Source organism: Sellimonas catena (genome assembly GCF_027924685.1).
Lineage (GTDB): Bacteria > Bacillota > Clostridia > Lachnospirales > Lachnospiraceae > Sellimonas > Sellimonas catena.
This window is the reverse complement of sequence record NZ_BSBO01000002.1, coordinates 1-21254: the sequence shown is the minus strand read 5'-3', so window position 1 is coordinate 21254 and position 21254 is coordinate 1. Positions and strand designations below refer to the sequence as shown.

At 46.5% G+C, this 21254-nt stretch carries 23 protein-coding genes, 1 tRNA gene, 1 rRNA gene and 2 pseudogenes; 2 read left to right on the top strand and 25 right to left on the bottom strand.

The annotated features are described in order from the left end of the window. Positions 1-105: 105 nt before the first annotated feature. From greA to Selli1_RS01315, 14 genes are all read right to left on the bottom strand, one after another. Complete coding sequence (greA, locus tag Selli1_RS01380; RefSeq protein ID WP_087253459.1) at positions 106-609, bottom strand: transcription elongation factor GreA; 504 nt, start codon at positions 607-609, stop codon at positions 106-108. 17 nt (positions 610-626) lie between these two features. Further along, a complete protein-coding gene (locus Selli1_RS01375; protein WP_138373313.1) occupies positions 627-977 on the bottom strand; it encodes an arsenate reductase family protein in 351 nt (116 codons plus the stop codon). Between the two features lie 15 nt (positions 978-992). Beyond that, the gene (locus Selli1_RS01370; protein ID WP_138373312.1) at positions 993-2009 is read right to left on the bottom strand and encodes an alpha-hydroxy-acid oxidizing protein; all 1017 of its coding nucleotides are present in this window, start codon (positions 2007-2009) and stop codon (positions 993-995) included. A gap of 129 nt (positions 2010-2138) precedes the next feature. Further along, entirely contained in the window at positions 2139-4001 is a 1863-nt protein-coding gene (locus Selli1_RS01365) for a PTS mannitol transporter subunit IICBA (RefSeq protein ID WP_087169613.1), read from the bottom strand. Positions 4002-4067: 66 nt separating this feature from the next. Next, positions 4068-4829, bottom strand: coding sequence for a DeoR/GlpR family DNA-binding transcription regulator (locus tag Selli1_RS01360; RefSeq protein ID WP_118636838.1), 762 nt, complete (start codon positions 4827-4829; stop codon positions 4068-4070). A gap of 51 nt (positions 4830-4880) precedes the next feature. Next, entirely contained in the window at positions 4881-6149 is a 1269-nt protein-coding gene (locus Selli1_RS01355; protein ID WP_087169606.1) for a zinc-binding dehydrogenase, read from the bottom strand. A 73-nt stretch (positions 6150-6222) separates the two neighbouring features. Next, positions 6223-7155 (bottom strand): 1-phosphofructokinase, encoded by a 933-nt coding sequence (pfkB, locus tag Selli1_RS01350; protein WP_087253467.1) that lies wholly within the window; start codon positions 7153-7155, stop codon positions 6223-6225. A 413-nt stretch (positions 7156-7568) separates the two neighbouring features. Beyond that, the gene (locus Selli1_RS01345; RefSeq protein WP_087253470.1) at positions 7569-7919 is read right to left on the bottom strand and encodes a winged helix-turn-helix domain-containing protein; all 351 of its coding nucleotides are present in this window, start codon (positions 7917-7919) and stop codon (positions 7569-7571) included. Between the two features lie 38 nt (positions 7920-7957). Further along, positions 7958-8629 (bottom strand): molybdate ABC transporter permease subunit, encoded by a 672-nt coding sequence (gene modB, locus Selli1_RS01340; RefSeq protein WP_118636839.1) that lies wholly within the window; start codon positions 8627-8629, stop codon positions 7958-7960. Between the two features lie 15 nt (positions 8630-8644). Next, entirely contained in the window at positions 8645-9499 is an 855-nt protein-coding gene (gene modA, locus Selli1_RS01335; protein WP_281872140.1) for a molybdate ABC transporter substrate-binding protein, read from the bottom strand. Between the two features lie 28 nt (positions 9500-9527). Further along, positions 9528-10478: an MOSC domain-containing protein gene (locus Selli1_RS01330; protein WP_118636841.1), complete on the bottom strand. Its 951-nt coding sequence runs from the start codon at positions 10476-10478 to the stop codon at positions 9528-9530. A 3-nt stretch (positions 10479-10481) separates the two neighbouring features. Then, on the bottom strand, positions 10482-11459 hold the full coding sequence (moaA, locus tag Selli1_RS01325) for a GTP 3',8-cyclase MoaA (protein ID WP_191436924.1): 978 nt from the start codon (positions 11457-11459) through the stop codon (positions 10482-10484). Next, positions 11440-11940: a cyclic pyranopterin monophosphate synthase MoaC gene (moaC, locus tag Selli1_RS01320; protein WP_087253479.1), complete on the bottom strand. Its 501-nt coding sequence runs from the start codon at positions 11938-11940 to the stop codon at positions 11440-11442. The genes moaA and moaC overlap by 20 nt, the downstream gene beginning before the upstream one ends. Positions 11941-11951: 11 nt before the next feature. After that, positions 11952-13028 (bottom strand): molybdopterin-binding protein, encoded by a 1077-nt coding sequence (locus tag Selli1_RS01315; RefSeq protein WP_191436928.1) that lies wholly within the window; start codon positions 13026-13028, stop codon positions 11952-11954. 174 nt (positions 13029-13202) lie between these two features. On the opposite strand from Selli1_RS01315, the gene Selli1_RS01310 reads away from it, so the two are divergent. Further along, positions 13203-13511: a rhodanese-like domain-containing protein gene (locus Selli1_RS01310; RefSeq protein ID WP_087253485.1), complete on the top strand. Its 309-nt coding sequence runs from the start codon at positions 13203-13205 to the stop codon at positions 13509-13511. 283 nt (positions 13512-13794) lie between these two features. Here Selli1_RS01310 and Selli1_RS18440 read toward each other — a convergent pair. Beyond that, positions 13795-14026 (bottom strand): annotated as a pseudogene (locus Selli1_RS18440) (transposase); the annotation flags it as partial. A 189-nt stretch (positions 14027-14215) separates the two neighbouring features. Here Selli1_RS18440 and Selli1_RS01300 point away from each other — a divergent pair. Then, positions 14216-14602: a hypothetical protein gene (locus Selli1_RS01300; RefSeq protein WP_087253488.1), complete on the top strand. Its 387-nt coding sequence runs from the start codon at positions 14216-14218 to the stop codon at positions 14600-14602. 40 nt (positions 14603-14642) lie between these two features. On the opposite strand, the gene Selli1_RS01295 is transcribed toward Selli1_RS01300, so the two are convergent. The 10 genes and pseudogenes from Selli1_RS01295 to Selli1_RS01240 form a co-directional block, all read right to left on the bottom strand. Continuing rightward, positions 14643-15122, bottom strand: a complete 480-nt coding sequence (locus tag Selli1_RS01295) for a type II toxin-antitoxin system death-on-curing family toxin (RefSeq protein WP_281872139.1) — start codon at positions 15120-15122, stop codon at positions 14643-14645. Positions 15123-15157: 35 nt separating this feature from the next. Continuing rightward, complete coding sequence (rhuM, locus tag Selli1_RS01290; RefSeq protein WP_138373307.1) at positions 15158-15487, bottom strand: RhuM family protein; 330 nt, start codon at positions 15485-15487, stop codon at positions 15158-15160. Between the two features lie 21 nt (positions 15488-15508). After that, positions 15509-15886, bottom strand: coding sequence for a helix-turn-helix domain-containing protein (locus Selli1_RS01285; protein ID WP_140398896.1), 378 nt, complete (start codon positions 15884-15886; stop codon positions 15509-15511). A gap of 95 nt (positions 15887-15981) precedes the next feature. Further along, on the bottom strand, positions 15982-16332 hold the full coding sequence (locus Selli1_RS01280; RefSeq protein WP_281872138.1) for a hypothetical protein: 351 nt from the start codon (positions 16330-16332) through the stop codon (positions 15982-15984). A 19-nt stretch (positions 16333-16351) separates the two neighbouring features. Beyond that, positions 16352-17260 carry a nucleotidyl transferase AbiEii/AbiGii toxin family protein gene (locus tag Selli1_RS01275; protein ID WP_281872137.1) on the bottom strand — a complete coding sequence of 303 codons (909 nt, stop codon included), beginning with the start codon at positions 17258-17260 and terminating at the stop codon, positions 16352-16354. Further along, positions 17247-17870: a DUF6088 family protein gene (locus tag Selli1_RS01270; RefSeq protein WP_191427973.1), complete on the bottom strand. Its 624-nt coding sequence runs from the start codon at positions 17868-17870 to the stop codon at positions 17247-17249. The genes Selli1_RS01275 and Selli1_RS01270 overlap by 14 nt, the downstream gene beginning before the upstream one ends. Positions 17871-18119: 249 nt before the next feature. Continuing rightward, a pseudogene (gene tnpC, locus Selli1_RS01265) lies at positions 18120-19789 on the bottom strand (IS66 family transposase). A gap of 103 nt (positions 19790-19892) precedes the next feature. Beyond that, the gene (gene tnpB / locus Selli1_RS01250) at positions 19893-20288 is read right to left on the bottom strand and encodes an IS66 family insertion sequence element accessory protein TnpB (RefSeq protein WP_281872131.1); all 396 of its coding nucleotides are present in this window, start codon (positions 20286-20288) and stop codon (positions 19893-19895) included. A gap of 603 nt (positions 20289-20891) precedes the next feature. Continuing rightward, positions 20892-20962, bottom strand: a tRNA-Trp gene (locus Selli1_RS01245). 116 nt (positions 20963-21078) lie between these two features. Further along, positions 21079-21254 (bottom strand): 23S ribosomal RNA (locus Selli1_RS01240); the annotation flags it as partial.

Genomic DNA, 21254 nt, shown 5'->3' with positions numbered 1-21254 from the left:
GAGTGCGCATCCCGCGGAGCGTTTTGTTTAACAGGGAACGAAGTTTCCTGTTAAACAAAAACGGCGGAATCTCCGGTATCTTCCGGGACTTCCGCCGCCTGCGTTTTAATAGCTTCTGATTTTGTCATCCTCGTCGTCCGTTGTCTTTTGAATGGAACGGATCTCAACCTCGTAGCTGTAGTCGTCGCTTACTTTCACTTTCACGCGGTCCCCCGCATGCTTTTTCAGGATCGCCTTTCCAAGCGGCGATTCGATGCTGATCTTACCGTCCAGAGAATTGCCGCGGATGGAGGTGACCAGCTTGAAGGTGCTTGTCTCATCATCTTCCGGAAAGTAGACTTCCACCAGATTGTTAAGCCCTACTTCATCCGACGCGGACGTATCCTTTACAATCTTCGCCGTCTTCAGCATTCTTTCCAGATAACGGATTCTGCTTTCGTTTCGGTTTTTGTCTTTCTTTGCCGCATGATACTCAAAGTTTTCGCTCAGGTCGCCGTGTGCCCTTGCCTCTTTGACCGCTTCGATCGCCTCTTTGCGGACAACCAGTTTCCGGTACTCGATCTCCTCCTGAATCTTCTTTACATCATGCTCTGTCAGCTGTTCCCGCATTGTCTTTTACGCTTCCTTTACCCGATTTTTTCTGCCCATTCTTTTTCCTTGAATCCCGGAATCACAAAATCCTCTCCTACAAGGAGCGGGCGCTTTACAAGCATCCCGTCTGTTGCCAGAAGTTCATACTGCTCGTCCTCGCTCATCTCCTTCAAACGGTCTTTTAATTCCAGTTCCCGGTATTTCATGCCGCTTGTGTTAAAAAACCGCTTGAGCGGAAGCCCGCTTTTCTGATGCCAGGCTTTCAGCTCCTCTTTGGTCGGATTGTTCTCTACAATATTTCTTCTTTCAAACTCGGCTCCCTGCGCTTCCAGCCATTTACCGGCTCTCTGACAGGTACTGCATTTTGGATATTCAATAAACAGCATGTTGCTTCCTCCTGATTAAATGCGGACCATATCTCTTGTAATCTCTTTGATGGAGGCTGCTCCGCACATTCCCATCGTATCCGCAAGCTCACTTCCGATCTTCTCAATATAAGTACGCACGCCTTCTTCTCCTGCTCCAAAGACTGCTGTCACAAACGGACGGCAGATAAAGACTCCATCTGCACCAAGCGCCAGCGCCTTGAATACATCTGTACCGGAACGGATTCCGCCGTCCACGAAAATCTTCATCTTTCCTTTGACTGCATCCACAATCTCCGGAAGTACCTCTGCTGTAGACGGACACTGATCCAGCACACGTCCTCCATGGTTGGACACAACGATTGCGTCAGCTCCTGCCGCCTCAGCCTTCAGCGCACCGCGCACCGTCATGATACCTTTTACGATAAACGGCACATCACTCATGCTGACAATCTCATGCAGCTCTTCCACGGTCTTGCTTCCTGCCGGAGGTGTCATGTTTTTCAGGAACGGAAGTCCGGCCGCATCGATATCCATGGCAACCGCAAATGCCTTTGCCTGCTTTGCGAGCTCCATCTTTTCTTTCACTGTTTCCAGATTCCACGGCTTGATTGTCGGAATTCCAAGTCCTCCTTCTTTCTGAATCGCCTCACACGCAAACTTCATCACATTTGCATCCACACCGTCTCCGGTCACTGCTGCGATCCCTGCCTTTGCACAGGCAGATACAAGAACATCATTGTAAGTCTGGTCATTGTACTTCTCACCATAATGCAGATTCACTGCTCCTACCGGGCCTGCAAAAAACGGGTACTTAAATGTCTTTCCGAACAGCTCCACTGAGGTATCCGCAGCTCCCCCTGCACAGATCGTATCCATGTTTACACGGATCTCCTGCCATTTATCATAGTTGCGGATAGCTGTATCACCCACGCCCTTGGCTCCCGGACCCGGTATCTGATTTCTGCATGCCTTACCATTGCAGACCGGACATGCTTTGCAGTACTGGCCGATACAGGTACGTGCTTCTTTTAATATCTCTTCATATGTCATATCTCTTTCCTCCGTTTCTTTTTCCACTTTCTTTATTGTAGCAAACTTCACAGGAAGCCGCAAGAGTACACACATAACATCGGGGACGTGTTCCTGTGCATCGGAACACGTCCCCGAAAATAAATGATATTATGATAACTGTTCCAGTACCCAGTCTACATCGTCTGTTGTCTTTAATGTTTCCAGAAGTGCCGGGTCTTCCAGAAGGGTACAGAGTTTTCCGAGAAGATCGAGATGTTCGTCTCCGATTCCGGCGATACCGAACACAAGCTGTGCTTTTTCCGCACCGAAATCGACGCCTTCCGGATACTGCAAAAATACAATTCCTGTTTTCTTTACTGTTCCTTTTGCCTGGGTCGTTCCATGCGGGATGGCAACGCCCATGCCCATGTAGGTAGATACCAGTCTTTCCCGTTCCTGCATTGCTTCTACATAAGATTCGTCCACGTATCCGAGTTTTACGAGAAGTTCTCCGGCTGCCTGAATGGCCTCCTCTTTTGTTACCGGTTTTTGTCCCAGACGGATTCCGTCCGCAACGATCACCTGTTTTTTGATCGGTGTGTCCGGAATAAGAATGTCCGTATTTTCTCCCGCAGGTGCTGCCGGAGCATCACCGGTTGTCAGCTGTACATACAAGGCATCCAGCGCCGGATCCGCAAGGAAATTTCCTATTGTAATCAGCTGTGCCTGCGGCGCTGCTTTTTTCGCGCGGGCAGCAAGTGTTGTCTGTACGACTGCGATATCACAGTCTGCCGGTATTGTATCGACCGATGTATTGGATACCGTAATATCCGGGCGGTCATTTTTGATCCTGTTGCGGAATTTGGTTGCTCCCATCGCGGAAGATCCCATACCTGCATCGCATGCGAAGATGATTTTTTTCACTTCTTCGGAACGTTCAATCGTTCCCGGTACTGTTGTTTCCCCTTTTGCAGCCTGCTTCATGCTTGCCATTTCGTTTTGAGCTTCCTCAAGGCTTCTTCCTCCTGCCATTTTGACAATTGGAGAGGCAACCACGAAGGAAATTCCGGCCGCAATCACGACACCGATCAGTACTTTGACAAGATCAGATCCCGGCGATACCATCAGGTAGGCAATGATGGAACCTGGTGACGCCGGTCCGACCAGGCCGCAGTCGGTAATGGTGTACCAAAGAATAGCTGCCATATTTCCAAGAATCGGCGCAACAATCACAACCGGATTCATCAGAATATACGGGAAATAAATCTCATGAATACCTCCCAGAAGGTGAATGATCACTGCACCCGGTGCAGAATCTTTTGTCACCTTGTCTTTGCAGAAGAACATATAAGCAAGCAGAACACCAAGTCCCGGTCCCGGATTGGTCTCCAGCATGTACATGATGGATTTTCCTGCTTCTGCTGCCTGTTCCGTTGCAATCGGTGTAAAAATACCGTGGTTCAGCGCATTATTGAGGAAGAGAACTTTCGCCGGTTCCACAAACACTGACACAAGTGGAAGCACACTGTGTTCCACAAGGAAATTGACGCCTGCTGATAAAATCATCAGAATCGCGCTCATGAATGGTCCGATTGCTACGTATCCAAGCATAGCCAGAACCATACCGATGATGCCGACCGAGAAGTTGTTGATCAGCATCTCGAATCCTGCCGGCATATGTCCGTCCATCGCTTCGTCAAACTTCTTGACACAGAATCCTGCCAGAGGACCCATTACCATGGCCGCCATGAGCATTGTAATTTCCGTATTGCTCATAATCGCACCAATTACTGCAATGGCGCCCGCCACACGTCCGCGGTCCCCGCCGATCATACGTCCTCCGGTTGAGGCGATCAAAATCGGGATAAGGTATGTCAGCATCGGACTGACCATGCTGTTGAATCCTTTATTCGGGATCCATCCGGTGTCGATAAAAAGCGCGGCAAGAAAGCCAAAGGCAATCAATGCACCGATATTCGGCATTACCATTGCCGATAAAAATTTACCAAAACGCTGTATGTTATTTTTCACAAATCCGTCCTCCATTCACTCTCAAATCTTCAATGGAGAATGGGTTCAGCTATATCATTTTCCTGTTTACAGGACCTGCACGCCGTATTTCCGGCATTCCTCCAAAAATTCTTCCGGCAGTTTCCCGTCAGAGACAATAATGTCAATATCGGCAAGTCCGCAAAAACTGAAACTGCATTTAACATCAATTTTGGAAGAATCCATCAGGGCGATCACCTGATCGGACTGTCGGATCGCGGTCTGCTTTAATAACGCCTCATCGCTGATGCCGCAGGAGAAACCTACCGACGGATGAAATCCTGTGACCCCTAAAAACGCCTGGTCAAAATTCACCCGCTCAAGCTCTTTGATGGCTGAAATTCCGAACACGCTCTGGCTGTAGCGGTTCAGCCTCCCTCCCGGAAGCATTACCGTTGGTTTCGTAAGTCCGGCCAGCTTCGTTGCGCAGCTCAGTCCTGTTGTATAAATCAAATAAGAGTCATCCGGAATCTGTTCCGCAAATGCCGTAGCTGTACTTCCCGAATCCAGAAACACTGTTGTGTCTGGTTTCAGCAACGCAAGTGCCTTCCTTGCAATCTCCTTTTTTTCCGAAATGTTGTGTACAGATTTACGGTTCAGAAATCCATCTGTTCCTACGATGACCTGCACGGATTTCGCCCCTCCGTGTACACGCAGGATCTTTTTTTCCTCATCCAGTGCTTTCAGATCTGTACGCAGTGTCATCTCCGACACATTTGGAAACTTCTTTTTTATCTGAGCAAAACTGACCGTCTCTTTTTCATTGATCAGCTGAACAATCGCATTTCTGCGCATTTCCATTGAATCCATATATTCCTCCTGTCCATGCCGGGACAACACAGACAGGCTGTCCTGACACAATTATTCCTGAATAAAGTTTTTAAGAAGATACTCCTCCGCTTCCGGACACCACAGTCCATTGTGAGCATCTACAATATCCGCCAGATCAACCAGACGCTGATCCTTTGTTTCCTCTCCTTTTGCACGCAGATCAGAAAGCGCGGTAAGAGGCATGGAAAGATGTGTGTAAATCAACTTCTTTCCTCCAGGGATCTTTGGCAGATTCAGAGTTGTTTCTGCTGCAGAATCCAGTCCTCCGATATGGGTAACCATGACTGCCGGATCAATTCTTCCTTCCGCTGTCAGCTCCAGAGACTCGATCATATCAGCTGTGTTTCCGCCTGTTGTTCCCATTACATGAGTAGAATTATAATGTACATCATAGAAGTTCATAGTTGCACTGAATTCTTTGTCTGTAGGACCTGCGAAGAAATTCAGACAGCCGTCTCTTCCGAGAATCGCGCTGGACTGTGTAACAACCTGTGCAACCGGAGCATAGCAGAGTACATCGTCATATCCTGTGCCTCCTGAAATTTTCAGAAGCTCTGCAACCGGATCTTCCAGTTTTCCAGTATTTACAAAATGAAGCTCAATGCCGTCCTTTTCAGCCTCTTCCGGCGGGAAGAGAGATGCTGCTCTGTCCAGACGCTCCTGATTCAGATCTGTCACGACAATCATGGACGGACGGATGTCTCTGTGAAGTGCGTAGGTCAGTGCACCAAGTCCCATCGGGCCTGCTCCTGCCATAATCGCAAGCTTTCCGCCCTCTTTGATTCCCATCTGGTGTGTATATACGCCCATCTTCGTATGATAAGCAGCATTAAATGCTCCGATACTGCAGGACATCGGCTCTGCCAGAGATGCTTCATAGTAGGCACGTCCCTTGTATTCCAGAAGGCATCCCAGCTCCATTACCTCAGACGGAATGATACAGTATGTTGCATCTCCTCCGAAGAATTCGTAAGAATATCCCGGGCTCCACATTGTTCCCTTATAGTTCAGAGCCGGCTGAAGAGTAAATTTCATTCCCGGTTTGAACTTGTCCTGATGGTTCTTTCCTACCTTTACGATATCTCCCGCGAACTCATGTCCCATGATTGCCGGATGCTCTGCTACATCCTCATGCACACGTTTGTGTTCGGTTCCAAGAATAGCACATTTGTATGTAGACATACAGATACTGTCTGAAACCACCTTTACTAAAATCTCATCATCCGTAATTTCCGGAAGTTCAAATTCCTCCAGACGTAAATCATTTGCCGCATGAAGCCGTACTCCTTTTGCTTTCATAATAAAACTCCTTTCTTTATTTTAAATAAATATTTTTCTCTTTGCAACCGCTATCATCTTTTCAAAGCAGTTCTCAGATCGTCCTGAATACCACTTTCGGGAGCAGTGTTTCCACTACTTCATATTCCGCCGCCTGTGTGCCGCTGCACATCACGTTTGCCGCTCCCACTGCCGTGGAAAGTCTTACTGTCTCCTCCAGAGTCTTTCCTTCTTCTTCCGATACTGCAAGTGCTGCAACCACACTGTCTCCAGCGCCCACGGTGCTTCCTACCGGCACCTTCAGTCCTTCCGCGTAGATCGTTTTGTCCTTTGTCACATAGACAGCTCCGTCTCCTCCCATGGAAACAACAACCTTCCCGATCCCGTACTCTTTCATCAGTTCCGCAGCCGTTTCAGCTATCTCCTCCGGTGTCTCAAGAGCCCGTCCTGTCAAAGCACCCAGTTCATGATTATTCGGCTTGATCAGGTACGGTGAGGCTTTCAGTCCTGCTTTCAGAAGATCCCCGTCCGCATCCAGAATTACTTTCGCGCCCTTTTCACGGAATGCTTTTGTCCAGGTGTAATAAGTATCTTTCGGAGATCCTTTTGGCATGCTGCCGGATATGACAACAATATCCTCTTTCGTTACTTTTGCCAGAAGTTCTTCTAAAAGCTTCTCCAGAATTTCTTCCGACACGGTCACTCCCGGTTCATTGATATCCGTATTCGTATGATTGTCCGGATCAATGATTTTCATGTTGGTACGCGTTTCACCCTCCACAAAGTGAAAGAGGGTCGTAAGTCCCATCTCCGTAAGGGCCGAAAGGATCGCTCTTCCGGTATCCCCGCCCAGAATTCCTGCGGCAACGCTCGCTCCTCCAAGCTTTTGAATCACCTTTGAGACGTTGATCCCTTTTCCGCCTGGATCAGTCCTCATAGATGTTATCCGGTTGACAGCATCAACGGTCAGAGACGGAATTTCCACCGTTTTGTCCAGTGCCGGATTCAACGTTACTGTGTAAATCATAATACCCTCCTTTTGTTTCAACAGTTCATTTTCATTGAAACAACAGTTTCTATATACAGAATAACACTTTTTCCGATAATGTCAACTGTTTTTTCAACAATTTTTATATTTTCAAAAGTCACACATTTTTATTTCAACAATTTTCATTGCCATGTCACATCCTTTTATATGATCCGTTCCTGTTTTGCTAGAACAAAGAGTTCCGCAAACGGAACTCTCGCGCCGAGCGCGGTCGCTTTAGCGACAAATTTCTGCTTTGCGCGAGTGCGCATCCCGCGGAGCGTTTTTTTTAACAGGGAACGAAGTTTCCTGTTAAAAAAACTCCGGTCTCCGTAAAGATGCCTGCTGCATCTTCACGGGAGACCGGAGTTTTCCGTCCCGATTGCTTTTTCACTTCTGTATTTTATCTGTCTCTAATCACTTTCCTGCGGGAAATACTGGCCGAACAATTCTTCCATCTTTTCCGTAAGCTCCTTTTCCATCTCCCGGTAACGCGCCAGAAACAGGCTTCCCTGTTCCGTCAGTTCGCTTTTTCCTCCTGAATTTCCGCCGTTATGGGAACTCAGCAGATGAAATCCCAGCTCTTTCTCTGCCCGTTTTATGATTTTCCAGCTTTTAGAATAGGACATTCCCATCTCGTTACAGGCCCCTTGAATAGATCCTTTCTTTTCTATCAGTTCCAGAATCCTTGCTACCCCCGGGCCAAAAAACCGTTCTTCTTTTTCCAATGTCAGCCGCAAAGCCGGCCGGATCTTTTCTTCCATTACCGCACTCCTTCGATGTTTTCTAAAAAGTTCCTGAACTACATTTTAATCTCATGCTCTGCTTTTGTCATCATATTCATTACCCAGACAGACAGAAATGCAATAACCAGAATTACCGCCACGTACACTGCCGCCCGGTCCATATTGCCGCCTGCAACTTCCGAATAAACAGCAAGGGGCAGGGTCCTTGTCTTGCCGGGAATATTTCCCGCCAGCATGGCAGTCGCCCCGTACTCTCCAAGACCTCTTGTCGTTGATAAAATCATACCGGAGAGAATGGACGGAAATGTGCAGGGGAAGAGAATCTTCCAGAGAATTCCCCATTTTCCGAGCCCCAGCATCTTTGCTTCCTCGATCATATTCTGGTCAATCTGTTCAAATCCCGCTTTTGCGGAGCGGTACATCAGAGGGAAGGAAACGACAACCGCAGACAATACTGTCGCCACCCAGGAAAAGGCAATCCGGAAACCAAAAACTTCCTCCACAAAGCTCCCGATCGGGCGTCTTGCCCCGAAAAGCCATAACAGAAAGAAACCCGCGACCGTCGGAGGGAGTACAAGCGGAATGGTAAGAATCCCGTCCACCGCGGCTTTTAGTTTCCTGCCCTTAATAAACATGACTGCCCACGCTGCCAGAATCCCAATGACAAAGGTAATAACAGACGCACATACCGTTGTCTTAAGCGAAATCCAGACCGGAGAAAAATCCATCTCCTGTTCCTCCTGCTACTCGGCGCTGCGATAATCCGCAAATCCATAGGACTCAAATACGGACACCGCATCGTCAGAGATAATAAAATCGTAAAATGCCCTGGCAGCCTCCTGGTTTGGCGCATCCTTTGTCATTGCCACCGGATACAGAACCGGAGATTCCAGTGAATCAGCCGGCGCCTCCGCCACCACTTTGACTTTGTCTGTCGTTGCCGCATCTGTCGCATAGACAATTCCACAGTCCGCAGAAGACTCCGCCACCCAGTTCAGCACTTCCGTAACATTCGTTCCAAAACTTGCCTTTGCTGAAACCGTATCCCAGAGACCAAGATTTGTCAGTGATTCCTGCGCATACTGTCCCACCGGAACGCTCTCCGGATCCCCGACCGCTATCGTACCTGCATTGGCGATATCTTCAAAAGAGGAAAACTCTGCGTCGGAGGAAGCCGGGGTAATCAGTACAATCTTGTTTTCCAGCAGGTTGACAATCGTATCGCTGTCAATCATCCCCTCCTCTTCCAGCGCATTCATCTGCGTCGGCGCTGCTGAGAAAAAGAGATCTGCCGCAAGACCGGACTCGATCTGCTGCTGCAGCTTTCCGGAAGAATCATAGACACCTTCGATGTTCACATCCGGATACTGCTCCTCAAATGCCGGAATCAGCTCCTCTTCAAAGGCATATTCCAGGGAAGCTGCAGCCGCAAGCGTCACGGTTCCCTCCAGATTACTCCCGGATGTTCCATCCTCTTCCGTCTGCGATTTATTGCTTTCGGAAGCCTTGTCGCCGTCCCCTCCGTCCGAAGACTGGCATCCCATCATTGCAAGTCCCATTATTGCTGCAAGAAGCAGCAGCATTACCCGTTTTTTCATAGATTTTTCTCACCTTCCTTTTTGGCATTTATCTTGCACACTCCGACTCGGATCCCCGAAGAATCCCTAGCCCGTGCTGTACACTCTCCAATATGATCTCCATACTTTCCCGCACTGCTTTCGGGCTTCCCGGAAGATTGACAATCAGCGTCTGGCCCCGTATGACCGACGCTCCACGGGAGAGCATGGCCCTTTTTGTATATTTCATGGATTCGGCCCGGATCGCCTCCGCAATCCCTGGTGCATTGCGGGTCATGACCTCCATTGTCGCCTCCGGCGTCGTATCCCGTTCAGAAAATCCGGTTCCGCCGCTGGTCAGAATCAGGCTGACCTGCCGCTGGTCGCAAAGCCGGATCAGTTCTTTTTTCAAAAGTGCCTTCTCATCTGGAAGAATCAATTCCTCTACCACATCAAATCCAGCCGCCGTCAGCCCTTCTTTCATGGCCGGGCCGCTTTCATCTTTGCGTTCCCCTTTACTTCCTTTATCGCTCATCGTGATCACTGCCGCCGTAAACGGCCTGTCTTTGGCCGGGAATTCGACGGTCATCATACTTCCGGTCTGAATGGTTCCGGAGGAAAGGACTTCGGCAAATACGCCCTGCACCGGCATGATGCACTCGCCCATCCGATGGTAAATCCGGCAGTGGGTGTGGCACTCCTTCCCGATCTGTGTCATCCGCAGAACCACATCCTGACACCGGAGAATTGTCCCGACCGGAAAGCTTCTAAAATCCAGATCCTCCACGACAAGATTTTCCCCGAACGCTCCGTCCTGCACATCCGCGCCTCTGGAATTGAATTCCTTTACTTTATCATAGGAGAGCAGGCTGACCTGGCGGTGCCAGTGTCCCGCATGGGCATCTCCCACAATTCCGAATCCCTTCTCAAACTTTGCTTCCGCCACGGCATGCTTTTCGGTTCCGCGCTTTTCACTGATGCAGATCGCCCGCACTCTGCCGGCGGTCTTTCTTTCTTCCATCTGTTATCCTCCTATCTCATTCATCCTTTTTTTCTCACTGATCTGATCCGGCTCTTCAAACCGGTGCCCGGCCGGCTTTCTTTGTCCCGCCGCACGAAAAATCTTCCGGATCCGTTCCTGTTTTTCCTCCGGCGTTTCCCCGCTTCTTATGACAGAGCGCAGATCTTCCGCATCGTCATAGCAAAGGCAGTATTTCAGCTTTCCGGTACTTGTAAGACGCAGGCGGTTGCAGCTTTGGCAGAACTTTCCGTGAATCGGAGAAATCAGTCCCGTCCTCCCAAGGAATCCCGGAATCTGCATATACACTGCAGGCCCAAATCCTGCACCTGCTGCCGGTGCCGCCTCCTGAAGATCCGGATACCGGTTTTTGATCATCTCAAGCACCCGACGGTTGTCCAGTCCATGGTACTCTTTTCCGTATCCGATCGGCATCATTTCGATAAACCGTACATCCACCGGCCACTTTTCCGAAAGACGTACCAGATCCAGAATTTCCGTCTCGTTGATTTCTCTGGCTGCCGCCACATTGATCTTGGTCCGGATCCCTGCGCTGACACAGGCTTCCACCGCCTTCAGTACTTCCTCCAGGCCGTCATATCCGGTAATCTCCCGGTACTTTTCTCTCTGCAGAGTATCCAGGCTGATATTAACTCCATCCAGTCCTGCCTCGAGAAGATCCGGAAGAAATTTTCTTAGCCAAATCCCGTTCGTCGTCAGCATAACCGTCTCAATTCCCGGAATCGCTTTCAGCATCCGGACACAGTCCGGACATCCTTTCCGTACAAGAGGCTCCCCGCCTGTCACACGTACATGACGGATTCCTTCCTGTGCCGCCACCCTTGTAATTTCACGGATTTCCTCGTAAGTCAGGATCTCCGACATCGGCACAGAATCAATGTCATGGGGCATACAGTACCGGCACCGGAGATTGCACCGGTCTGTAAGGGAGATCCTGAGATAATCAATCTTCCGCCCGCTCATAGTCTCCTGATGCACCACCTTTTTTTCTGCATAGAAAGATATCTGTCATTTCCATGCTTTTATCTACCGCCTTGCACATATCATAGATTGTAAGAAGCGCCGTATTCACTCCGGTCAGAGCCTCCATCTCCACGCCGGTCTTACCCTCGCAGCGCACCGTACAGACTGCCCGGATGTATCGTTTCTTCGGATTCCGGTCCTTTCGTTCCCCGATCATCTCAAAATCCACGGCCACTTTCGTCAGGCTGATCACATGGCAAAGCGGAATGATCTCACTTGTCTTTTTCGCTCCCATGATTCCCGCAATCCGGGCTACCGAAAGGACGTCTCCTTTTTTCATGCTTCCTTCCAGAATCTTCTGATAGCACTCTTCGGACACACCGATCTCGCCCTGTGCCGACGCCTCCCGTCTGGTCACCGCTTTTTCTCCGATATCGACCATCACCGCGTTTCCGCTTCCATCAAAATGTGTAAATTCCATATCTGTTCTCCCTACTTTCCAAATCCGCAGTTCGGATAGGTGCAGACCGGGCAGTTCAGACACAGTCCGCCCTCTCCGAGATGTGCAAGCTCCTCTGCGGTCACCGGATCATCCGCCAGTACTCTTGGCAGTACCAGATCGAAGATCGTCCTCTTTGCGTACATCACGCAGCCCGGAAGTCCCATGACTGCCTGACCTTCTTCCATATAAGAAAGCAGAAACATGGCTCCCGGAAGCACCGGAGCTCCATAGGATACGATCCGTGCGCCGGAATTTTTAATCGCAAGGGGCGTCCTGTCATCCGGGTCTACACTCATTCCCCCGGTACAAAGCACCAGATCCGCTCCTTCTCCGAGAAAACGCAGAATCGCCTCTGTCACCATCTCCGGTTTGTCATCGCATACGGCATGTCCGATAATCTCCACCGGATAATGCCCGAGCTTTTCTTCCAGTACCGGAGTGAAGGTATCTTTGATCCGTCCTTTATAAACTTCGCTTCCGGTCGTGATGATGGCAGCCTTTTTTGCCCTGAAAGGCAAAATCGAAAGGATCGGCGCTCCGCCGTTTTCCTCCTGCACCGCTTTTTCCGCTCTGTCCATCTTGTCTTTTCCGATGACAAGCGGGATGACACGCATCCCTGCAAGCTTGTCGCCCTTTTTCACCTCGGTATTACCGTGTCGTGTGGCAATCATCATTTCCCCCTGGGAGTTTACCCGGTAAAGGGCTCCGGAATCCACTTTCAGAAGTCCATCCGTCTCCGCTGTCAGCTCAATCTTACCTTCCTTTGCTTCCGACGCACTCATATACCGGAAGCACTTTACTGCTCCGTCAAAGGCCGCCTCCGCACTGCTTCCTCCCTGACAGATCCTGCGCAGAATCTCGGCTCCTTCATCTTCGTGAAGCATCCCTTCTTCCTGCTCCCAGACATACAGATTCTCCTTCCCCACACTTAAAAGAACCGGAATATCCTCCCTGGTGACAATGTGTCCTTTTCTGAATACCGGTCCTTTCTTTTTGTCCTTTATAATCTGCGTGATGTCATGGCATAAAATACATCCCTCTGCATCTTCTGTTCTGACTAATTTCATGTTTCTTCTCCCCGTTCTTCTCTTTAATACCGTACTGTTTTTCAAAACATAACGACTGGTACAAGTATAGCAAAAGATCAATGCCCTGTAAAGCGTTCTCTTTCTGTGACCTGGTCACAGAATTTTCCTCAAATATGGTATACTATAAGAAAAAACCGAAAGGAAGGTCTGCTTATGTCATATACAAAAATTACACAGGAAGAAGCAAAAAAACTGATGGATGAGAGGAACGACATTCTGATCGTCGATGTACGAAATCCGGAAGAATACGCACAGGGACATATCCCGGGTGCCATTAATGTTCCAAATCCTTCCATCACCAACCGTGAAATTCCGGAGCTTCCGGATAAGAATCAGGAGCTTTTAATCTATTGCCGTTCCGGACAGCGCAGTAAAATCGCAGGAAAGAAACTAGCCGTCCTCGGATATCAAAATATCAAAGATTTTGGCGGTATTATGGAATGGAAATATGAGGTGGAATAATCATAGACGAAAAGGTGGACACTACCGGTACTTCGGTACCGCAGTGTCCACCTTTTCTGTGTTTCCTTTATTGTTTTGTACAGAAGCTGGCGGACCGGAATGGTTTCCTTCTCCTCTCCTGTCTTAAAAGGCTTACAGCAGGAAAGATCCCATATTTCCTGAAAATAATTCTGAAGCTGCAGATAGGATCTGCCTTCTCCCGGCACGGACTCGTATACGAGAATATCACGATCCATGTTGTAGGACTTCTTATATTCACCGAGGAAAATGTCATCGGTATTTCTTCCGCGAATTTCTGTGATGCAACAGCTTTCGAGAGATGTCTGTGCTTCATCATGCCTGACACATTCAAATCTTCAATGGTTATATAAGATGGCTTGGTTTTCACGATCTCTGCTACCGTTTTATTGATATAGTCAGTACGGATGTTATCTATCTTACGATGAAGTCTCTGTACTTTCAGCTTTTGTTTTTTGTATATTCTTCTGAGCGGACTCTCCTTTCTTTAAATTCTCATTCATCTTCTTTTCCTCCTATAAGCTCCCCGAAGTAACTTTACCCTCTGCCGGGAGACCTGTTTCTTGACAAGCAAAGTGGTCTCAAAGTAAAATGTGAGATAATCGTATCACATTCATAAAAACGGTACAACGCACCGATGTGATACAAAAATGCTGAATTTGTTTCACATACAGGAGGACAGATGGATGGATAAGCGAAAAGAAGCAAATCTTCGGGTAAAAGAAAAGATTGCTACTGCACTTCTGTATCTGCTTGAGCAGAAAAGTATCTCACAGATCACAATCACAGAGCTCATCCAAAATGCCCGCATGGGGTTTGAGTTTTTCGGCCGCTACGGTCAGATCGTCCTCGATCTGCACCGTTTCGGATACGGCTCCATCATTCTGGACATGCTCAATCAGTTTCACGAAGAGGTCGCCGGAACAATGCCCCATACCTCTATCGAACGGTACCGCCTCTATATCTACATCGGCTCCCTCTATAATACGGCACTGATGTGGTTAAAAAACGGAAAGCGGGAAAGCCTGGAAGAGATCACGGAACTGTTCTGCTTTTCACTGCGTATGAAATAATGTCCTATAAGACGTAGCTTTCGGTAAAAAGACTCTTCATTTATTGCAGGCAGTTCATAATCACGCTGATCATCATTTCCTTTTCTTCCGGATTTGATTCTGCGATCATAATCGTCAGAGCGACCAAAGTATGATCATTGATCAGCTTTACTCCGTTTTGAAACAATATGTTATTTTTATCCAGAAAATAAAGAAATATGGTAGCTGCTATCCGTTTATTTCCATCCGTAAAACTATAATTTTTCGTGATAAAATATAATAAATTTTCCGCCTTCTCTTCCAGAGAAGGATAAAGATCCATTCCTCCAAAACTTTGATAGACTGCTCCAATGCTCCCTTTGAAAGATTCATCCTTTTCATTGCCAAACAAAGAACTGCTGTCAGCGAATTGCATACTGTCAATTACCCGTCTGCATTCCTCATAGGTTAAAATATAGGTAGCTTCATTGCCTTTAGGTCGTGTCATATTCTGATGATCATAAGCATCCAGTAGTTCCAACGCGTGACTATATCGTTCCACTACAGACAGCACCTGCTTCGAATCAAAACTGTTCTCTACTCTTTTAATGCAGAATTCGCCCAGCGTCGAAACTCTACGCCTCGTTTAGATTTTACACGATAGCCGACGGAGATAATTACGTCCGATGTATAAAATGGAACTGGTTGCTTTACTCCAACAACACGCATTTTTTGCGTGTTGTTTTCTCTTATGAGTTCTTCTGAGAAAACATTATTTATATGTTTCCGAATTGTCTTTTCATCACTTCCAAATAATACAGACATCTGATTAGCACTAAGCCATACTGTATCACTTTCTATTGACACTGGCAGCGCAATACTCTTATCTTCTGTCTCAAATAAAACAATTTCTTTTTCATACCCCATAAGTTTCTCCCTCCTTTCATTCTACTCCATATCACTTAAAGCCTGCAAATACCCATCTAAACGTTTCCGTGCACCCGGGTCAAGCCTTTCATATTTTTGAATCAACTCATATTCTCTTGAATTTTTGTCAATCACAACATAGTCCATCTGCTTATATTCCTTGGGATTTTTACTATCCGTCTCCAACAGTAGCTCATATGGAGAAATTTCCAACACCTCACATATGATCATAATCTTATCCGCAGAAGGATTCGTTCCCTTTCGCCTCCAGTCACTGACTGTACTCTGAGATATACCTGTTCTTTTCGCAAATTCAATTTGTGACATTCCCTTTTCTTCAAGATATTGATAGATTCGTTCGCTTATAAGCATAGCCTCTCCTTTCATCTTTTCTTCCAATTTTACCTTTCATCTTTTCTTTCAATTTTATCTTGACAAACCCTTTTGTTCTTATTAGTATAAGAGATGAGAAATGGGTTTTTACCAAGTATGATTTAAAATCGGAACGGGTTGCTCGTTTCTTTTTTTATATCTAAAATGTCATATAGATAATAATTCCCATTTTTTGCATGACGCACCAACATGGAGACATGATACACGTTATAACGTTCCACTACTCCCTGTTCATCATAAACGGGCAATGCAAATCTGGAATCATACCGGTACCAGCCAAATACTGCATCTCGCAAATGTTTATTTCCAGAATTCGGTCTTTCCTTTTCCTGAATACCTTTTCCATAGGGAATACCTGCTTGGGACAAAAGTAACTGAAGGCACTTAATTTCTTCATTTAATAAACGGATTTCTTCTCTCTGTTCCCGAATAATCTTATCTTTATTATCCATATTTTTACCTGTTTGATTTCTAAAAAGAAATGTCCTGTATAATTTTTCTCATATTCTTAATGGTATCCTCATAAGACACAAAGTCTTCTGTAAAATAACTGGTGATAGACTGATAATCTTCTTCATAAAAGGAATTATCACAAAACTCTGTAATAATGGCAGATACATCTACTCCTTCTTTTGCGGATGGACATACAGTCATTTGAGCCCGATGCTCCCTGACCTCTTTGACCAATGAGACAAACTTATTATCAAAATCAATGAGCGGAGTAAGTTTATAGACATCATACAAATGACGCGAATACCGCTTTGATTTCCCCTGCATATAATAATCACAAAGAGCAAAAATCTTATCAATATAAGTCCTTTCCAACGACTGTAAATTCATTGAAAATCTGTCAAGGGAAAATTGTTTTACCAGATCTATTCGATTTCGCTTTTCCAGATAATCCCCAATATAATTATGTATCTCTACCGACTGTGTCGGAAATGCATACGACCCCAATGCAGTTTCCAGTTTTATATACTGCGGCAGTCTTTCATCTTCCAGTTCAAATACAGAAGTATATGAAAAGAAATAAGCGTTATAGTCCCTGTCGCTCTGGGTTTCATTCCAGTTTGCAATCGGCATTTCCAGTTCTTCGCTTATTCCTTTTAAAACAACATTCTTAAGTTTTTTCCTTCTACTCTCTCCTATATGCTCTTTGAAAGTAATATCAATATCTTCTGAAAAACGATTGATTAAATGATATCCTTTGGATAAAGACGTCCCTCCTTTGAAAACACACAGATCAAGCTGCTCTGACAATAATTTCAGGATCAGTGTAACATAGTAATCTTTTTCTACTACTATAGGTGTTCTTCCACTTTGCTCAGCAGTCTGTTCCACCATATCCTTAAACATTTCTCTATCCTTATGAAGATACATACTCTACCTCCGTTTCATATATTGCTTTATATATCTTGAGTGGATAGTTTGTGATATATCTGTCGATCTTTTTCTTTGTAATACCATTTTTCCTGGCATATTCCGTTAAAATTTTTCCACACTTTTCCGGTTCTATCTCTGTGCATTTTTCAATATCCTTTAAACAATCAAGAAACTGGAGAACCGGCGCATTTTCTTCAGTGATTTCCACCACTGGCCTTCTGATAATATACTGCCTGTTTTTAATTGTCGTTTTCCTTACCAACGCCGGAGCAAAATTGCTGTTTATCTCCTGCGTAAATGGAATCTGTGTGGATAATCCCATGCGGTTTGCCAATGTATAGCCGGAATAGTAGCCCACCCGCTTTCCCCTGCGCATGATATACTTATGAACAGCTACTGTATCCGGAGTCATAGACATCCGCTCACCGAAAATATCCGTTTTAGGGAAATAGTATACTCCCGGCTCAAATCGGCATATGGATCCACTATCAGCAAGTTTTTTTAAATGATATCTAAGATTTTCTTCTGTCATCCCTGGGATATCAATATCTCCGGTAAAAATAGGTTCTCCTAGAATATAATTTTCTTTCAAATATTCATATAACATAATTGCTTTCCTTTCATTAAGTAAATATTTTATTTACTTATCGTTAGTATACTTAAAATTTTTTTCTTTGTCAATCGCATCTGATTTATTCATATTGTTTCCATCTACATCACTGTTTAACAGGACATATTGTCCTATTAAACACAGTTTTAAGAAATTCAAAGTGCCATTTAAAAGTAAGTAGGTAATCATCCGTACCTTGACAAAATAAGAAATCCCCCCGGCACTTTCGAGGGGAATATTTGTCTCTTATTTTTTCAGTTTGCTGTGGCATTCAGCCGGCAGGCTGGCGGACCATGGAAGCAGTTCCAACATCGCTTCCTTTTCCGGGAACGGACCAAGATCTTTCATCTGCTCCATCACATAGGTGAGATAATTGTAGGGTTTCAGACCGTTCAACATCGCTGTTTCCGTAATGCTGTATACGGTTGCGCTGGCCTGTGCTCCCCGGATACTCTTGGCAAACAGCCAGTTTCGACGCCCTGTCGCAAAGTTTTTCAGCGGCCGTTCTGCCGCCAGATTATCAATGCTTAAGTGTCCGTCTTCCAGATATCTCCTCAGATAAACTTTCTGGTTCAGGGTATGCAGGACAGCTTCGCCGATCAATGAAGACCGGTCTACGGAATCCTCCAGTGTATGAAGCCACGCAAAGAAAGCCTCTAAAAGCGGCTTCGCCTGCTTTTGACGCTCTTCATACCGTTCTTCCGGCGTCTTGTCACGGATCATCTCTTCAATCTTATAGAGCATCCCGATCCGTGCCAGTGCCTGATATGCGGTTGTCTCCTTCAACTGTTCTTTGGTGAAATCCTTTTTCAAGGCCGTCAGGGCTTCATCGAATCTGCGTCTCGCATGGGCCATGTATCCCGTCACAGTGATCCTTTCCGGGAGATTGTGGTATGCCTGATAACCATCGCAGGTGAAAGATCCCTCAAACTGATCTCCAAGGAATTCCGCCGGATGATATCCGGCACGGGTTCTTTCGTATTGGAAGAGGACCATCCGCGGAGAGCCGCTGTATTCATCCGTGAGATAGACCCACATCCAGTTCTGGGTGGAACCCTTCTGATCCGGCTCATCGATCACCTGCATTCTGGTTTCGTCTCCGTGCAAATAGTTACTCCGGAGCAGCTCTTCTTTCATCAGATCATAGAGCGGCTGCAGATACCGGTCTGCACATTGGATGATCCAGTTCGCCATGGTCTTTGTGGAAAGATTCAGGTCGTACCGGGCGAATTCCCGTTCCTGACGCGCAAGCGGCATCCCGTTTACATACTTGGCATTCATGATGCCTGCAACAAGGGACGGGGTTGCAGCACTTTCTTTCAGGAGTGACGGCGCTTTTTCCGGCCGTTTCATAGCCCCGCATTTCGGACAGCTGTACACAAAAATCACTTCCTCCACAACTTCAAACCTCGCGGGAATGAATTTCAGTCTTTTGACTCTTTCCTTTGTGACAACCTTATATTTCGTATTGCAGTCCGGGCAGTAACGGTCGTCTCCCGTCAGCTTGTACTCGATCACTTCGGTTGTCTCAAAGGAGGAAAGGTCTTCTTCCTTTTTTCCGGAACGTTTTTTCTTTTGTAAGAAGACGGATGGATCTCTGCCAGGTCCGGTTCCGGGGCATTCAGGTCTGCTTCCCGCTCTGCCTCGTTAAAAAGATTCAGCTGGATATACCCGTCCGCATATTTTTCACTGGATGTGCCAAAGCGTTTCCTCTGAGCAAGAGTAAGGCGGTCAGAGAGCATTGCGTTCAGGAATTCCAGTTCCTTTGTTTTCTATTCCAGGATCTGGATCCTTGATTCCTGCTTCTGCAGCGTTTCTTCCTGCTTTTGACGATGCTCCTGCATAATCTTCAGCAAAGAGAGCATGTCCTCCCTGTCCATCCTGTTCAGTTGTTCTTCTGTAAAAACCGGATCCATCGCACAGCCTCATCTTTCTAAAATCTCTATTGACAGTTTACCATAAAAGGATCTGCTTTCTATTGGAAACCGCCTTCAGGAGTAGAGGAAAATCTGCGTAAAATCAAGAAATTTTCGGCTTTTTGCGAATTGACAGGAATCGGGAGCAGACTACGATCTTTGGGTGGCGTTCTTCAAAAGCGCCGCTGGGATTCAGGGATAATCCATCGCACAGCCAGTGGATCTCTTTGAGAGTCACTTTCCGCAGTTCATCCGGTGTGTCCGGCCAATGGAAGGCATTCCGCTCCAGACGTTTCATCAGGATCCAGAATCCGGAGCCGTCCCACTGGAGAATCTTGATCAATGTGCGTCTGCGATTGCAGAACGCGAACATACAGCGGGAGTACGGATCGAGATGGAATTTCAGTTTGATAATTGCGGCCAAACCGGTATAGCTTTTACGGAGATCGGTCACTCCACACGCCAGATAGACGGTTGTGCTTCCAGAGAAATCAAGCATAGTTCTTCAACGCCTGCAAGAGCGTAGTCAGTATCCTGGCTGAGCAGTCAGCGCCAATTTCAATCCGGATATTTTCCGGAAGAAGGATCGTAACAGAATGATTTCCTGTCCTAGAGTTCAACTGCAGCTCTTGTTCCGAAGGCAGCTTTGTGAACACCAGATCAGATGCAGGTTCTTTTCCTGGTGCTTCTGACTGAATCTTTCGGATCCAATAGCCCAAAGTAGACTGGGGGATCTTATTCTGCTGACCACACTCTCCTTTCTTGTCTATTATTATAGGCTGAATATAGAAAGGATTGAAGAAACAATAAGTTCTCAAGTATACACCCGGAGGTTTGTCCTGATGCTTTCGTCCAAACACAGTCGAGACAAGCTGGATGCTCGGCTATGCGATCTTAGGTAATATTCCGCTTTTTTCAGGGAATATTTCTACACTTGTAATTCATCTTCTTGCCTTTGTAATTGCCTTTTTGCTGGGATGTATAGTGGTGAAGTTAAAACAATTATAGTTCTAACATAAAGACATGTTTATATTGTGTTCTACCTTGTGTTCTATTTTAAAATCAGACATGAAAAAACCGCCGAATTTCGGCGGTTTTACAGCAGGGGATGAGAGAATCGAACTCCCGCTAAGAGTTTTGGAGACTCCTGTCATACCATTTGACCAATCCCCTATATTCTATCTCAGATACAAAGAAACACACCTTTTCAGGTGTTTCCTTTTGTGTACCTTCAAAACCACATATAAGTCCACGTTTCTGTCATCCTGCTTTTTCCTATCCACCATTCCTTGGTTATGCCCTCGACCTATTAGTAACAGTCAGCTCCATGTGTTACCACACTTCCACCTCTGCCCTATCTACCTCGTCGTCTTCAAGGGGTCTTACTACTTCCGTATGGGATATCTCATCTTGAGGGGGGCTTCACGCTTAGATGCCTTCAGCGTTTATCCCTTCCCGGCTTGGC